Origin of the sequence: Streptomyces sp. NPDC088354, from assembly GCF_044753585.1 — a bacterium.
Classification (GTDB): Bacteria; Actinomycetota; Actinomycetes; order Streptomycetales; family Streptomycetaceae; genus Actinacidiphila.
Window position 1 is genome coordinate 24,119 of sequence record NZ_JBIVNJ010000029.1, and the last position, 14,769, is coordinate 38,887.

General features: G+C 74.1%; 14 protein-coding genes. 3 read left to right on the forward strand and 11 right to left on the reverse strand.

Translation table 11 applies throughout. The features are described from left to right. Positions 1-10: 10 nt before the first annotated feature. The 4 genes from ACIP98_RS30870 to ACIP98_RS30885 all read right to left on the reverse strand — a co-directional run bounded on the left by ACIP98_RS30870 (position 11) and on the right by ACIP98_RS30885 (position 4,866). A complete protein-coding gene (locus ACIP98_RS30870) occupies positions 11-1,717 on the reverse strand; it encodes an FAD-dependent oxidoreductase (protein ID WP_319664299.1) in 1,707 nt (568 codons plus the stop codon). A 51-nt stretch (positions 1,718-1,768) separates the two neighbouring features. Beyond that, positions 1,769-2,569 carry a carbon-nitrogen hydrolase family protein gene (locus ACIP98_RS30875; protein WP_401979041.1) on the reverse strand — a complete coding sequence of 267 codons (801 nt, stop codon included), beginning with the start codon at positions 2,567-2,569 and terminating at the stop codon, positions 1,769-1,771. Positions 2,570-2,721: 152 nt separating this feature from the next. Beyond that, a complete protein-coding gene (locus ACIP98_RS30880) occupies positions 2,722-3,177 on the reverse strand; it encodes an Lrp/AsnC family transcriptional regulator (RefSeq protein WP_319664301.1) in 456 nt (151 codons plus the stop codon). A 240-nt stretch (positions 3,178-3,417) separates the two neighbouring features. Beyond that, positions 3,418-4,866 (reverse strand): GuaB1 family IMP dehydrogenase-related protein, encoded by a 1,449-nt coding sequence (locus ACIP98_RS30885; RefSeq protein ID WP_401979079.1) that lies wholly within the window; start codon positions 4,864-4,866, stop codon positions 3,418-3,420. A 534-nt stretch (positions 4,867-5,400) separates the two neighbouring features. Here ACIP98_RS30885 and ACIP98_RS30890 point away from each other — a divergent pair. Further along, positions 5,401-5,583: a hypothetical protein gene (locus ACIP98_RS30890; protein WP_401979043.1), complete on the forward strand. Its 183-nt coding sequence runs from the start codon at positions 5,401-5,403 to the stop codon at positions 5,581-5,583. Between the two features lie 115 nt (positions 5,584-5,698). Beyond that, complete coding sequence (locus ACIP98_RS30895) at positions 5,699-6,439, forward strand: TetR/AcrR family transcriptional regulator (protein WP_401979045.1); 741 nt, start codon at positions 5,699-5,701, stop codon at positions 6,437-6,439. A 12-nt stretch (positions 6,440-6,451) separates the two neighbouring features. Here ACIP98_RS30895 and ACIP98_RS30900 read toward each other — a convergent pair whose 3' ends face one another. From ACIP98_RS30900 to def, 6 genes are all read right to left on the reverse strand, one after another. Beyond that, positions 6,452-7,486, reverse strand: a complete 1,035-nt coding sequence (locus ACIP98_RS30900) for a sugar-binding transcriptional regulator (protein WP_401979047.1) — start codon at positions 7,484-7,486, stop codon at positions 6,452-6,454. Between the two features lie 65 nt (positions 7,487-7,551). Continuing rightward, on the reverse strand, positions 7,552-8,217 hold the full coding sequence (gene rpe, locus ACIP98_RS30905) for a ribulose-phosphate 3-epimerase (RefSeq protein WP_319664306.1): 666 nt from the start codon (positions 8,215-8,217) through the stop codon (positions 7,552-7,554). A 260-nt stretch (positions 8,218-8,477) separates the two neighbouring features. Further along, on the reverse strand, positions 8,478-8,552 hold the full coding sequence (locus ACIP98_RS30910) for a 50S ribosomal protein bL37 (protein WP_373297613.1): 75 nt from the start codon (positions 8,550-8,552) through the stop codon (positions 8,478-8,480). Between the two features lie 80 nt (positions 8,553-8,632). Further along, positions 8,633-10,018 (reverse strand): RsmB/NOP family class I SAM-dependent RNA methyltransferase, encoded by a 1,386-nt coding sequence (locus tag ACIP98_RS30915; protein WP_401979081.1) that lies wholly within the window; start codon positions 10,016-10,018, stop codon positions 8,633-8,635. 184 nt (positions 10,019-10,202) lie between these two features. Beyond that, entirely contained in the window at positions 10,203-11,135 is a 933-nt protein-coding gene (gene fmt, locus ACIP98_RS30920; protein ID WP_401979048.1) for a methionyl-tRNA formyltransferase, read from the reverse strand. Positions 11,136-11,167: 32 nt separating this feature from the next. Then, complete coding sequence (gene def / locus ACIP98_RS30925; protein ID WP_319664308.1) at positions 11,168-11,713, reverse strand: peptide deformylase; 546 nt, start codon at positions 11,711-11,713, stop codon at positions 11,168-11,170. 189 nt (positions 11,714-11,902) lie between these two features. Here def and ACIP98_RS30930 point away from each other — a divergent pair, with 189 nt between their 5' ends. Next, positions 11,903-12,412, forward strand: coding sequence for a hypothetical protein (locus tag ACIP98_RS30930; protein ID WP_319664309.1), 510 nt, complete (start codon positions 11,903-11,905; stop codon positions 12,410-12,412). Between the two features lie 131 nt (positions 12,413-12,543). On the opposite strand, the gene ACIP98_RS30935 is transcribed toward ACIP98_RS30930, so the two are convergent. Then, entirely contained in the window at positions 12,544-14,688 is a 2,145-nt protein-coding gene (locus ACIP98_RS30935) for a primosomal protein N' (protein WP_401979049.1), read from the reverse strand. Between the last annotated feature and the right edge of the window lie 81 nt (positions 14,689-14,769).

Here is a 14,769-nt window from a genome sequence, read left to right on the forward strand (position 1 = left end):
CGGGCTGTGCTCAGTCCTCGTCGAGCACGACCGGCGCGATCTCGTCGTAGCGGTCGCCGGGGCCCGGGTTGGTCTCGTCGGTGGCGCCGCCGAACTGGTGCATGACGCCCCACACGGCGTTGAGCGCGGTCTGCACGGCGCCCTCGGCCCAGCCCGCCGTCCAGGAGATGTCGTCGCCGGCGAGGAAGATGCCGCGCTTGTCCTCGGGCAGCGTGTCCTGCATGAAGTGCGTGAACAGGCGCCGCTGGTAGCGGTAGTGGCCGGGCAGGTTGGCCTTGAACGCGCCCATGAAGTAGGGCTCGTTCTCCCAGGAGACGGTCACCGGGTTGCCGATGACGTGCCGGCGGATGTCGACCTTCGGGTAGATCTCGCGGAGCGACTTGAGCATGACCTCCATGCGCTCGGACGCGCTCAGCGGCAGCCACTTGAGGCTGTCGTCGCACCAGGTGTACGACAGGCAGATCACGGCCGGCCGGTCCGGGCCGTTGTCCAGCAGGTAGGTGCCGCGGGTCATACGGTCCGTGAGCGTCATGCTCATCACGTCACGGCCGGTCTCCTCGTCCTTGTCGAGCCAGAACGGCCGGTCCACGGGGACGAACAGCTTGCTGGACTCCATGTAGTGCGTGCGCTCGATCGCCGTCCAGTGGTCGATCGGGAAGAGCGAGTCGTCGCAGTCGATCTTGCTGAGCAGCATCCAGCTCTGCGCGGTGAAGATCGCCGCCTGGTAGGTGCGGATGGCGCCGTCGGCGTCGGTGACCGTGATGCGGTTGCCGGCGGTGCGGTGCAGGCGGGTGACGGCCGGCCGCGGGGTGCCGCCGTGCAGCGACTTCAGCGAGGTGCCGTAGGGCCAGTGCACGATCTTCTCGGGCTCGCGCTCCCACAGGCGCACCGGGAGCTGCTGGCTGCCGCCGACGATGCCGCGGTGGTGGTCGTCGGCCTCGGTGTAGACGACGCGCAGGATCTCCAGGATGGAGTTGGGGAAGTCGGTGTCCCAGCCGCCGGTGCCGAAGCCGACCTGACCGAAGATCTCGCGGTGGCGGAAGGACGTGAAGGCCTCGGAGTCGCACAGGAAGCCGTAGAAGGTCTGGTTGTCGAGCTTCTCGACCAGCTTCGACCAGATCTCGCGGATGCGGGGGACGTCGCGCTCGCGCATGGCGCGGTTCATGTCGCTGAAGTCCGCGCCCTCCTCCAGGCAGGTGTTCCAGGCGTGCGCGACGTCCCGGTAGACCTGCGGCAGGTCCTCGACGCTCTCGGCGTAGTGCGACTCGCCCTTGAGGTCGACGACGGTCGACGGGGTCTCGGGGGCGAGCGGGTTGGGGAAGGGCCTGGTCTCCAGCCCCACCAGGTCGATGTAGTGCTGCAGCGCCGTGGACGACGGCGGGAAGCGCATCGCGCCCATCTCCGCGGTCAGGCTCTCGTCGCAGCCCTCGAAGCCGACGGTGCGCAGCCGGCCGCCGATTCGGTCGGCCTCGTAGACGACGGGCTTGAGGCCCATCTTCATCAGTTCGTACGCGGCGACGATGCCGGACAGGCCGCCGCCGATGACCGCGACCTCGGTGCCGTGGGCGGTCGCCGGTATGGAGCCGAGGCCCGCCGGGTCGGCCAGGAAGTCGTCGTACGCGAAGGGGAAGTCCGGGCCGAACATGGTGATGGGCGGGGCCGACGGCACCTCGGGGTGCTGCTCGTCGTGGACCGCGGTGGGCACCGTGGACGTCATGGGGTGGCTCTCCTGGCAGTGGAACGGGGGCGGGGGCGCGAGGGGTGGGGTTCAGCCCAGCGAGCGGTAGAGCTCGGGGCGGCGGTCGGCGAGGTAGGGCGTCTCCTCGCGGACGGCGCGCAGGACGGCGGGGTCGGCGTCGGCGACGACCAGTTCCTCCGTGGTGCCGGCCCGGGCGCGGACCGCGCCGTCGGGGCCGGCGAGGCAGCTGAGCCCGGCGAAGTCGAACTCGCCCTCGGGCCCGCAGCGGTTGGCGTAGGCCACGTGCAGCTGGCTCTCGTAGGCGCGGGCCGGCACGAGGGTCTGGGGGACGAACTCGTACGGCCGCATGAGCGCGGTCGGCACGGCCAGCAGTTCGGTGCCGGCCAGGGCGTGCGCCCGCACCATCTCCGGGAACTCGACGTCGTAGCAGATCAGGATGCCGATCCGGGTGCCGTCGAGCTCGGCCTGGACGACGGCCTCGTCGCCGGGGGTGAACCGGGCGCGCTCGAAGTCGCCGAAGAGATGGGCCTTGCGGTAGTTGGCGAGGCGTTCGCCGTCCGGGCCGATCAGCTGGGCGGCGTTGAAGACGTCGTCGCCGTCGCGCTCGGGGTATCCGTAGACGATGCCGAGGCCGTACGCGGCGGCGATGCGCGCGATGCGTCCGGCCGTGGGGCCGTCGGAGGCCTCGGCGAGGGCCGGGACCGCCTCGCCGAGGGCGTAGCCGGTCGCGAACATCTCGGAGGTGACCAGCAGCCGGGCCCCCGCCGCGGCGGCCCTGCGCACGGCCGCGTCGAGCGCGGCCACGCTGTCGTCGACGGACGAGGGGACGCCGCTCGGGCCTTGGTACAGCGCGGTGCGCAGCGGCGCCATGGAGCCTCTTTCGCCTGGTGGGAAGCCGGTTCGGGTCTGTCTCGACGGTACGATTCCGGCCACGGCGGCGACAAGACGCGTCCATTGCGCACCAACCGTCGATTCGTTGCGCGCGGAGCGGTCTTTCCGGTGATTCGTTGCGTGGGCGCCGACTAGGCCGGCGAGCCCGAGGTGTAGCGCCGCAGGAGCGGCGAGAGCACCAGGACCGATTTGGTGCGCTCCACGAAGGGCTCACCCGCGATCCGCTCCAGGACGCGTTCGAAGTGGCGCACGTCGGAGGCGTAGATCTGGACGACGGCGTCCGCCTCCCCCGTGACGGTCGAGGCGGAGGCCACCTCCGGGTACTTCGACAGGCCGCGCCGGATGTCCTCCGGCGAGGTGTTGTGGCGGCAGTAGAGCTCGACGAAGGCCTCGGTCTCCCAGCCCAGCGCCGAGGGCTCGACCCGGACCGTGAAGCCCGTGATGGCGCCCTCCGCCAGCAGGCGGTCGACCCGGCGCTTGACGGCCGGGGCGGAGAGGCCGACCACCGTGCCGATGTCGGCGTACGAGCGGCGGGCGTCCTCGGCGAGGGCGTGGACGATGCGTTCGTCGAGATCGTTCAGGCGCACGGGGGGTGGATCACTTCTCTTCGCGAGCGAGCTGGGAACGGCGCATGCCGTACGCGGGACAGACTACGAGCCCGGCCGCCGTCCCCCCGCCGAAGCGCTCCCGGCCGAGGCCTCGAATCGATCTCCGGAGCGACCCTGTGACAGGGCCGCGCCGAAGGCGCCCGGCGTGTCCGGGCGCCTCTGCCTCCGACCCCTCCCCCGCACGCCGGGGCGAACGGGGAGCGGTGGCAGGGGGGTCGGTCACTGCCAGCTGGCGTGCAGGGGCTTGCCCTCGGCGTAGCCGGCCGCGCTCTGGATGCCGACGACGGCCTTCTCGGCGAACTCGGCGAGGCTGGCGGCGCCCGCGTACGTGCAGGAGCTGCGGATGCCCGCGATGATCGAGTCGATCAGGTCCTCGACGCCGGGGCGGGCCGGGTCGAGGAACATCCGCGAGGTGGAGATGCCCTCCTCGAACAGCGCCTTGCGGGCCCGGTCGTAGGCGGAGTCCTCGCTGGTGCGGTTGGCCACGGCGCGGGCCGAGGCCATGCCGAAGCTCTCCTTGTAGACCCGCCCGTCGGCGGTCTGCTGGAGGTCGCCGGGCGACTCGTAGGTGCCCGCGAACCAGGAGCCGACCATGACGTTGGACGCGCCGGCGGCCAGCGCCATCGCCACGTCGCGCGGGTGGCGCACCCCGCCGTCGGCCCAGACGTGCTTGCCGTGCTTCGCGGCCTCGGCGGCGCACTCCATCACCGCGGAGAACTGCGGGCGGCCCACGCCGGTCATCATGCGCGTGGTGCACATCGCGCCGGGGCCCACACCGACCTTGACGATGTCGGCGCCCGCCTCGATCAGGTCGCGAACGCCCTCGGCGGAGACCACGTTGCCGGCCACGACCGGCACCTGCGGGTCCAGCGCCCGGACGGCCCTGACGGCCTGGAGCATCGTCTCCTGGTGGCCGTGCGCGGTGTCCACGACGAGGGTGTCGACGCCCGCGTCGAGCAGCAGCTTGGCCTTGCCCGCCACGTCGCCGTTGATGCCGACGGCCGCGGCGATGCGCAGCCTGCCCCGCGCGTCGGTGGCGGGCGTGTAGAGGGTGGCGCGCAGGGCGCCCTTGCGGGTGATGACGCCCGCCAGCCGGCCGTCCGCGCCGACGGCGGGGGCCAGCTTGCGGTTGGCCTCCTCCAGGCGGTTGAAGGCCTCGCGCGGGTCGATGTCCGCGGGCAGCAGCAGAAGGTCCTTGGACATGACCACGGACACCTGGGTGAAGCGGTCCACGCCGGTCAGGTCGTGCTCGGTGACGACACCGACCGGGCGGCCGTCCTCCACGACGACGGCGGCGCCGTGCGCGCGCTTGGGCAGCAGGGCCAGCGCGTCGGCGACGGTGGCGTGCCCTCCCAGGGAGATGGGCGTGTCGAGCACGAGATGGCGCTGCTTGACCCAGCCGATCACCTCGGTGACCACGTCGATCGGGATGTCCTGCGGGATGACGACCAGGCCTCCCCGGCGGGCGACCGTCTCGGCCATGCGCCGGCCGGCGATCGCGGTCATGTTGGCGACCACCAGGGGGATGGTGGTGCCGGTGCCGTCGGGAGCGGAGAGGTCGACGCCCTGGCGCGAACCCACCGCGGAACGGCTGGGGACCATGAACACGTCGTCGTACGTCAGATCGTACGGAGGCTTTGCATCATTGAGGAAACGCACGTACTTGATTTTTGCACGGCTGGGGCGGCAACGGCCACGGACGAAAGTCCGGTGCTCAGGACGTTCTTTTGGGCTTTCCTCCAAAACCGTGGGGACAGCGGGCACCGTGGGACCACCGTGCCCGCCGCGGCACCGGCGGGGATCCTCCGCCGTTCGCGCCCCTGCATGGGCTCAGTGCGTACCGCCGTGCCGTCCCCGGATCCGGGAGGGCGGGAGCTCCTGCTCCGCCCACACGAGCTTGCCCTCCGGCGTCAGCCGGGTCCCCCAGCGCCGGCCCAACCGGGCGACGAGGAACAGGGCGCGGCCCGACGGTGAGCGGGCCGCCGACGCCGCGCAGCGCGGGGTAGCGCCCGGCGGTGTTCTCGCTGCGCATGAAGTTCGGCAGCAGGTCGTCGAAGCCCCAGCCCTCGGCTCCCAGGACCGGCCAGGCGCCGTAGCTTGACCGGTGCCCGCGCGCGAAGACCATGCGTTGATCGCGGAGCCGCCGCCCAGGAAGCGGCCGCGGGGCAGGAGGGCGGACGTGCCGGTGGCCGCCCGGGGACGGTGGAATCGCCCCAGTTCGCCGGGCCCCGCACCAGGGACGGCCAGGCCGGCGGCGAGGTCATGGCCGCGGTGGGGCGGTGGCCTCCCGCCTCCGGCAGCAGCACGCGGACCCGGTCGTCCTCGGACATGCGCCCGGCGATCACGCTGCCGGCGGTACCGCCGCCCACCACGACGACGTCGTAGGTCTCGGTGTCGATCGCATGACGGATGCCGCCTTTCCTGGTGTTTCCGCTGCTATCACATGAAAGGTAACATTATCACCCAATCACGCTACGGTAGGTTCGATATCATTGAAACCATGGGAGAGGCGACAGCACAGGCGTCGGCGCCGGGAACGCGCGAACGGCTCCTGCGGGCCGCCGCTGACCTGCTGTCCCAGGGGGGCCGCGACGCGGTGTCGACCCGCGCCGTGAGCGCGGCGGCCGGGGTCCAGGCACCCACCCTCTACCGGGTGTTCGGCGACAAGGAGGGCCTGCTCGACGCCGTCGCCGAGTACGGCTTCCACGGCTACCTGGCGGAGAAGCAGGCGCTCGCCAGGACCGACGACCCCGTCGCCGACCTGCGGCGCTCCTGGGACCTGCACGTGGAGTTCGGACTGTCCATGCCCGCCTACTACCGGCTGATCTACGGGGACGCCCGCGCCGCGAAGGGCTCCGCCGCCCGCTCCGTGGAGCTGCTGCGCGACCTGGTCGCCCGGGTCGCGTCCGCCGGGCGGCTGCGCATGAGTGTGGAACGGGCGACCCGCCTCATGCACGCCAACGGGGTCGGGGTCGTGTTCACGCTCCTGGCCGACCCCCCGGAGGAGCGCGACCAGGGGCTGTCCGCACTCGCCCGCGACAGCGTGATGAGGGCGATCACGACCGACGGGGACGAGGGAAACCCGGCCGCGGGGCCCGCGACCGTGGCCGGCCGGGCCGGCGCGCTGCGCGAGGCGCTGCGCGATCCGGGCAGCCCCGCGCTGACGGCGGGTGAACGCGCGCTGCTGACCGAGTGGCTCGACCGCCTGGCCGACGCGCCCGAGGGCACGCCGGGGGCGTGAACCGCCGATCGCCTACAGCCCGCCGGGGTCGGCGCGGTCCAGCGCCGGACGGGGCATGGGCACGGTCGACTCCAGCAGGAAGTCCGCCGCCGAGGTGTCGGTCACGATGCTGGTGACCAGACCGGAGCGGAGGACCGCGTCCACCGCGATCGCCTTGCGCCGGCCGCCGGCGATCGCCAGCACCTCCGGGATGCGGCGCAGCCGGTCCGCCTCGATGGTGATGCAGCGCTCCCCCAGGTCCCGCCCGACGAGGCGGCCCTCGGTGTCGAACAGGTGCGAGGACATCTCGGCGGCCACGCCCAGGGACGCGTAGTGCTCGCGCTCGTCGTCGGTGAGCGCGTCGTGCACCGTGGAGATGCCGGCCGCCCACGAGCCGATGGAGACGACGGCGACGGTGACCTTGTCGAAGTAGCTCATGGCGGCCGCGATACCGCTCTGGGCGCGCAGCGCGGCGGCCGTGGCCGGATCGGCCAGCACCATGGGGGCGTACATGGGGTGGGCCTCGCCCCCGGAGACGGCCGCGGCGGTACGCACCGCCTCGACCGACCCGCGGTCGGCGGTGCCCGCGTCGTACACGCCGGTCAACTGGACGACCGTGCAGGGCGGGAGCCGGTCGAGGGCGTTGGCCATGGTGATGATGGAGCGGCCCCAGGCGAGGCCCAGCACGTCGCCCTCACTGACCAGTTCACCGAGCAGCTGCGCGGCGACCGCGCCCAGGTTCTCCGGGTCGGGGCCGTCCGTCTCGTCGGCGGGGGATTCGACGACGACCGCGTGCCGCAGGCCGTACCGGGCGCGCAGGGCGTCGGAGCGTTCGGCGTCGAGCTCGGCGGGGACCCTGATCTCGATGCGCACCAGATCGCGTTCGAGGGCCGTCTCCAGGACCCGGGCCACCTTGAAGCGGCTCACACCGAACTCCTCGGCGATCTGGATCTTGGACTTCCCCTCCAAGTAGAAGCGGCGTGCCATCGCCGCGGCCTGGACCATCTCGCCGGGGCCCATGCGCACCCCTGTGCGGCCTGTGGTCACGTTCTCTCCCCAGTTGCCCATCTGATCGGCTCCGCGCTCATCCTCGCACGTACTGCCGGGTACCGGAGCACGCCGCCAAGGAGTGGTCAGTGGGCGCAGGCGGCCGCGGCCTGCTTGCGCAGCGCGCGCACGGCCTCGGCGGGATCCTCCGCGCCGTAGACCGCGGAACCGGCGACGAAGACGTCGGCGCCGGCCTCGGCGCAGCGCTCGATCGTGGACGCGGAGACGCCGCCGTCCACCTGGAGCCACAGCTCCAGGCCGTGCCGGTCGATCAGCTGCCGGGCCCGGCGGATCTTGGGCAGCATGATGTCGAGGAAGGCCTGGCCGCCGAAGCCCGGCTCCACCGTCATGATCAGCAGCATGTCGAGCTCAGGCAGCAGGTCCTCGTAGGGCTCGATCGGGGTGGCCGGCTTGAGCGCCATCGAGGCCCGGGCGCCCATGGCGCGGATCTCACGGGCGAGGCGCACGGGGGCGGCGGCGGCCTCGACGTGGAAGGTGACGGAGCCGGCGCCCGCCTCGACGTAGGCCGGCGCCCAGCGGTCCGGGTCCTCGATCATCAGGTGGCAGTCGAGCGGGGTCTCGGTCGCCTTGCGCAGCGACTCGACGACCGGCACACCGAGCGTGAGGTTGGGGACGAAGTGGTTGTCCATCACGTCGACATGGAGCCAGTCGGCTCCCTCGACCGCACGGGCTTCGTCGGCGAGCCGGGCGAAGTCGGCGGAGAGGATGCTGGGGTTGATCTGCACGGCCATGCCCCCAGTATGGCGGTGCGGACCCCCCGGCCGCGCATCCGGGCACGGCGCCTGTGGAAAACCCGGGGCCCGTCCGGCACGCTGCGCCCACGCGCGAGCCGCCGCCCGCCGGGTGTCAACACGACCGGCGCGACGGGCGGTTCGGGCCAGGGGTGGGCCGCGCCGGGCCCGGAACGGCGGTGACCGCCCGCGCAGGGATGCGGGCGGTCACGGACGGGACAGGACGTCCCCGGTCGGCCGGGCGGCGATGCGCCCGGGCCTCACGCGTTGGGACGCTTGCCGTGGTTGGCGCCCTTCTTCTTCCGGGCGCGCCTCTTGTTTCCTCGCTTGGACATGGTGCCCAATCCTCTCATCAAGGACATTTCAGCCGGGCCCAGTCTAGGAGCGGGGCACGCCGCAGGCACGTTCCCCCCGCTCAGCCGGTGCGTCGCAGCAGCGCGAGGTACATCGCGTCCGTGCCGTGCAGGTGCGGCCACAGCTGGACGTCGGGACCGTCCCCGAGGTCCGCCACACCGGGCATCAGCGGCCGGGCGTCGACCCACTCGACGGCAGCGGCGCCGGAGGCGCCCAGCACGTCCTCGACGACGGCCCGGGTCTCCGCCGGGTGCGGCGAGCAGGTGGCGTAGCCGACCACACCGCCGACGCGCACCGCGCGCAGCGCCGACTCCAGCAGCCCGCGCTGCAGCGGCGCGAAGCCCGCCAGGTCCTCGGCACGGCGCCGCCAGCGGGCCTCGGGCCTGCGGCGCAGCGCCCCCAGGCCCGTGCAGGGCACGTCGACCAGCACACGGTCGAAGGAGCCCGGCCGCCACGCGGGACGCGTGCCGTCGGCGACGATGACCTCATAGGGACCCGGGTTGCCGGCCAGCGTGCGAGCGACGAGGCGGGCACGGTGCGGCTGCTTCTCCGAGGCCACCAGGGCCGCCCCGCGCTGCGCCGCGAGCGCGGCCAGCAGCGCCGCCTTGCCGCCGGGGCCCGCGCAGCCGTCCAGCCACACCCGGTCCGGGCCGTCGCCGAGCGGTGCCGCGGCCAGGGCCGCGGCGACGAGTTGACTGCCCTCGTCCTGCACGCCGGCCCGGCCCTCGCGCACCGCCTCGACGGCCGCCGGGTCGCCGCCCTCGGCGAGACGGACCGCGTACGGCGACCAGCGGCCGGGCTCGGTGGCGTCCGGCGGCAGCGCGTCGGCCAATTCCTGCGGCGTGACGCGGCCCGGCCGGGCGACCAGCGTGACCTCGGGGCGCTCGTTGTCGGCCGCGAGCAGTTCCTCCATGCCGGCGCGGCCGCCGCCGAGGGCGTCCCAGAGGGCGGAGACGATCCACCGCGGGTGGGAGTGGACGACGGCGAGGTGGTCCTCGGGGTCCTCGTCGTAGGGCGGGGCGACCTCGTCCAGCCACGCGTCCAGGTCCTGCGCGGCGATGCGGCGCAGGACGGCGTTGACGAACTTCGCCCGCCCGTCGCCCAGCACGACCCGGGCCAGCTCGACGGTCGCGGAGACGGCGGCGTGCGTCGGGATGCGCGTGCCCAGCAGCTGGTGGGCGCCGAGGGAGAGCACGTCCAGCACCGGCGGGTCCACCTCGCGCAGCGGGCGGTCCACGCAGGCCGCGATCACGGCGTCGTAGGTGCCCCGGCGGCGGAGCGTTCCGTAGACCAGTTCGGTGGCCAGCGCGGCGTCCCGCCGGTCGAACTCCCTGCCCTTGCGCACCGCCTCGGCCTCGGCCTCGCGCAGCAGCGAGGGCAGGACGAGGTTGGCGTACGCGTCCCGCTCGTCGACGGCCCGCAGTGCCTCGAAGGCCAGGATGCGCACGGGGTCGCGCTGCGGCTTGCGGTAGGGCCGGCCGCCTTGCGGCGGCTCCCCCTGCGAGCGGCCCCGGCGGGCGGCGGGCTGGGATCGGCGGCGTGACGGTTCGCTCACGTGAAAGGTGCTCCGGAAGGGTCGGTGGTACGGCGGGGCGTCGTGCCCCGGTTCCGAGCGTACGTGGGACGCGCGCTCACGCGCCCAGCCGCTCCCCGGAGGGGACGCGGACGCCGCGCGCCCAGTCGGCGGCGGCCATCGGCTTCTTGCCCTGCGGGCGCACCTCGCCGAGCTCCACGGCATGGCTGCCGGTGCCGACGAGCACGGCCCGCTTGGTGACCTCCAGCTCGCCGGGCGCGAGACCGTCGTGCTCGGGCAGGAGGGTCACCGGGCCGATCTTCAGCCGTTCGCCGCCGAAGAGGGTCCAGGCGCCCGGGGCGGGGGTGCAGCCGCGGACCAGGCGGTCCACGCGCAGCGCGGGGGCCTTCCAGTCGATCCGGGCGTCCTCGACGGTGATCTTGGACGCCGTCGTGATCCCCTCCGCGGGCTGCGGGCGGGCGACCAGCGAGCCGTCCTCGATGCCGTCCATGGTGGCCGCCAGCAGCCTCGCCCCGCTGTGGGCGAGCCGGGTGAGCAGGTCGCCACTGGTGTCCCGGGGCCGCACGTCCTCGGTGACGACGCCGTAGACCGGCCCGGAGTCCAGGCCCTCCTCGATGAGGAAGGTGGAGGCGCCGGTGACCTCGTCGCCGGCCATCACCGCGTGCTGGACGGGCGCCGCGCCGCGCCAGGCGGGCAGCAGGGAGAAGTGCAGGTTGACCCACCCGTGGGCGGGCACGTCGAGGGCGACGCGCGGCAGCAGGGCTCCGTAGGCGACGACCGGGCAGCAGTCGGGCGCGATCTCGCGCAGCCGGGCCAGGAAGTCCTCGTCACGGGGCCGCGTGGGCTTGAGCACCTCGATCCCGGCCTCCTCGGCCCGCTGGGCCACCGGGCTGGCGACGAGCTTGCGCCCGCGGCCCGCGACGGCGTCGGGCCGCGTGACGACGGCGACGACCTCGTGCCGGCCGGAGGCGATCAGGGCGTCGAGGGCGGGAACGGCGACCTCGGGGGTGCCGGCGAAGACGAGCCTCATACGGGTGCGGTGCCTTTCTACAGAACGCGGCTCTACAGAGCGCGGCCGAAGGTGCTGTGCGGCGAGACGCGGACCTGGGGCTCGGGCTGCCCGGCCCACTCCGCCTCCCGTATCGCCTTCATGGCGGCCTTGCGCTGCTCCGGGTCGAGCCGGTCGATGAAGATGATCCCGTCGAGGTGGTCGGTCTCGTGCTGGATGCAGCGCGCGAGCAGCTGGGTGCCCTCGATGGTCACCGGGTCACCGTGCATGTTGAAGCCCCTGGCGACGACACCGTGGGCGCGCTTGGTGTCGAAGCGCAGGCCGGGCAGCGAGAGGCAGCCCTCGGGACCGTCCTGTTCCTCGTCGGTCAGGCTCAGGTCGGGGTTGACCAGGTGGCCCACCTCGCCGTCGACGTGATAGGTGAACACCCGCAGCGACACGCCGATCTGAGGGGCCGCCAGGCCCGCGCCCGGGGCGTCGCGCATGGTCTCCTCGAGGTCCTTGACGAGGGTGCGCAGTTCTTTGTCGAAGACGGTCACCGGCTGCGCCTTCATGCGCAGCACAGGGTCGCCGAAGAGGCGGATCGGCTGGATGGACACGCGGCGGACTCCGTGGTGGACGACGGGTGGACAACTGCACCAGTCTATGGGCCGCCGGAGTGGGGGCGCGCACAGCTTCACGCGCCCCCTGGCGAGCGCGATGCGCCCCCGCTGCGTGACTCCCCGGGCGGCTGGCGCGTTGATGTCAAAGGAGATTGACCGACACGAGCCGGCTCGAGAGGCCAGTTGATGCCCGAACACGCAACTCACGACGCCCAGGCCAGGGCGAGCCTTCACCTGCTGGTGCGGGACATCGAGCGGGTCCGCCGACAGGTCGACGCGCTGCGCACCCTCACCACCCAGCTGGGCAATGTCTACCGCCCCCGGCGCAGCGGCCCGTCCGCCGGATTCGTCGTCTACGGCCGGGCGCCCGCCCCCACCGTACGACTCGCCCAGGAACTGCGGGACAGCGTCGAGACCCTGGTGACCGCGGCCGTGGAGTTCGACCGCTCCCTGGGCTTCTCGTGGGACGCCGTCGGCTCCGCGCTGGGCGTCACCAAGCAGGCCGTCCACCGTCGCTACGGCACCCGTCGTGCGACCACCGCCACCTCCGTGGAGGCACACGGCGAGCCCGCCTCCCCCGCACCGGCCGTCGCGGCGGTCCCCGCGCCCACCGTTCCCGCGGCCCGGACCATGCCCACCCCCATGACCCGCGACGAGGGGCTTCCCGGCGCGGTCCCCGCCCCCCGTACCGGCTGACCCTCCCCCTCCCTCAGACGCCCTCCCGCCCCGCCGCCCACCGCGCCTCACCGGCCGGACGCCGGGGCGGACGCGTCTGCGGACTCACTGCGCGGGCTCAGTCCGAGCGCGCGGGCCTCAGGGCGCAGGCCTCACCCGATGTCGGGCGGGTCGATGCGCACCCGCACCGGGTCGGCCTCCTTGCGGGCGATGCGGGCGGTCTGCGCGGCCTTGAGGGCGGCGGCGAGCGCCGCCCCGTTCCCCGGACGTACACGCAGCAGCACGCGGTCCCACCGCTCGCCGGGCGGGGTGTCCCCGCTGCGGCGCGGGCGCGCGGGGTCGACGACGGGCAACGGCACGGGCCCCAGGATGTCGGTGCCCTCCGGGAGGCGGACGGTCTCCAGCAGGTCGGCCACGGCAGCGGGACGCCCGCTCACCGAGGCCATCCGGGAGACCGGCGGGAAGCCGAGCTCGGCGCGTTCCGCCAGCTCCCGCACCGCGTGGCCGACCGGGTCCCAGCGCACCAGGGCCTGCACCGGGCGGAGCGTGGGCTCCGCCATGACCACGACGGTGCCGCCCTCGCCGGCCGGGCGCACCAGCGCCGCGGCGTGGGCCCAGCGGCGCAGGGTCTCCTCCCCCGCGCGCAGGTCCGGACGGTTGAGCAGGGCCCAGCCGTCCAGGAGCAGCGCGGCCGCGTAACCCCCGTCGGCGACCGGCTCGGCTCCGGGCGTGGAGATCACCAGTGCGGGCGTCTCCGGCACCGAGGCCAGCACCCCGTCGCGGCCCGAGGTGCGGACGGGCACCTTGGCGAAGGCGCGGCCGAGTTCATCGGCGGTGCGGCGGACACCGACCACCTGGGCGCGCAGCCGGAAGCCGCCGCACTCCTTGCAGTGCCAGGCCGCCTCGGGCCGTCCGCACCAGCCGCAGTGCGGTGCGCTGTCGCCGTCGCCGAGCTGGAGCGGTCCGGCGCACTGCGCGCACCGCGCGGGTTCCCGGCAGCGCTCGCAGGCCAGCCGGGGCACATAGCCGCGCCGCGGCACCTGGACGAGCACCGGCCCCCGCTGGAGGGCGTCGCGGGTGACCTGCCATGCCACGCTCGGCAGGCGGGCAGCGCGCGCCGCGGCGTCCCGCGCCTCGTCGCCCTCGCCGACGGTGCGCACCAGCGGTGCGGCGGCCCGGACCCGCTCGCGGGGCGCCGTGATGGGCAACGCCCACTGGCTGTCGACCAGTTGGGCACCCTCGACGGTGCAGGTGAGGCCGCCCAGCAGGAATCCGGCCGCTTCCTCGGTGGCTCGCAGCAGCAGGACGTCACGGGCGTGCGGCTGCGGCGCGTGCGGTTCGGCGTGGCTGGAGTCGCCGTCGTCCCACAGCACGGTCAGGCCGAGGTCCGCCACCGGGGCGAACATGGCGGCCCGGGTGCCCACGACGGCGCGTACGCTTCCACGGCTCACCGCGAGCCAGCGGCGGTAGCGCTCCTCGGGCCCGGCGTCCGCGGTGAGCAGCACATGGCGCCCGTCCCCGAGCAGCGCGGTCAGCGCGGTGTCGATCCGGGCGGCCGCGCGGCCGTCGGGGACGACCGTGAGCGCTCCGCGCCCGGAGGCCAGCGTCGCCGCCATGGCGCGGGCGACCTCCTCGGGCCAGGTCGGTCCCGGCAGGGCCGTCCACACCGCCCGCGGGGTGTCGCCGCGGGCGAGGGCCTGCAGGAAGGCGGGGCCGGTGGCGTACCGCCGCCACGTTCCGGGGTCCACCGGGGCGGGGGCCGGCAGCGGCTCTCGGGCCGGTTCGGCCTCGGCCTTCGCCCGCCGCGGCGGCACCGCGAGCTGGACGACGTCGGCGAGCGCTCCGGCATAGCGGTCGGCGACCGCCCGGCACAGCCGCAGCAGCTCGGGGGTCAGCACCTCCTCCGGCGACAGCACCTGGGCGAGCGGCGCGAGCGGCCCCCGGTAGTCGCTCTCGGCCAGCCGGTCGACGATGAAGCCGTCATGCAGCTCCCCGCCCTCACGGCGGCCCTTCACCACGCGCGCACCGAAGCGGACGCGCACCCGGACGCCCGGCCGCGCCTCGGCGTCCATCGCGGCGGGCACGGCGTAGTCGAAGTACTGGTCGAGGTGGAGCAGCCCCTTGTCGACCAGGACCCGGGCGACCGGCAGGCCGTCGGCCAGCGCGGCCCCCCGCCAGGTGCGCGGCTTGGCGCGGGGCTCCTTGGCCTTGCGCACCGTCTCCCGGATGAGCGCGAGCTGCTCTCCCCCCTGCGGCCCGTCCGCCGGGGGTGTCTCGTGGTGGTCCTCGCTGCTCACAGCCTCAGTGTTACCAGACCGCTCGGACAGCGTGCGCCCCTGCCGCCCGGCGGCGCTCACCAGCGGGAGGGAGCGGGAGGG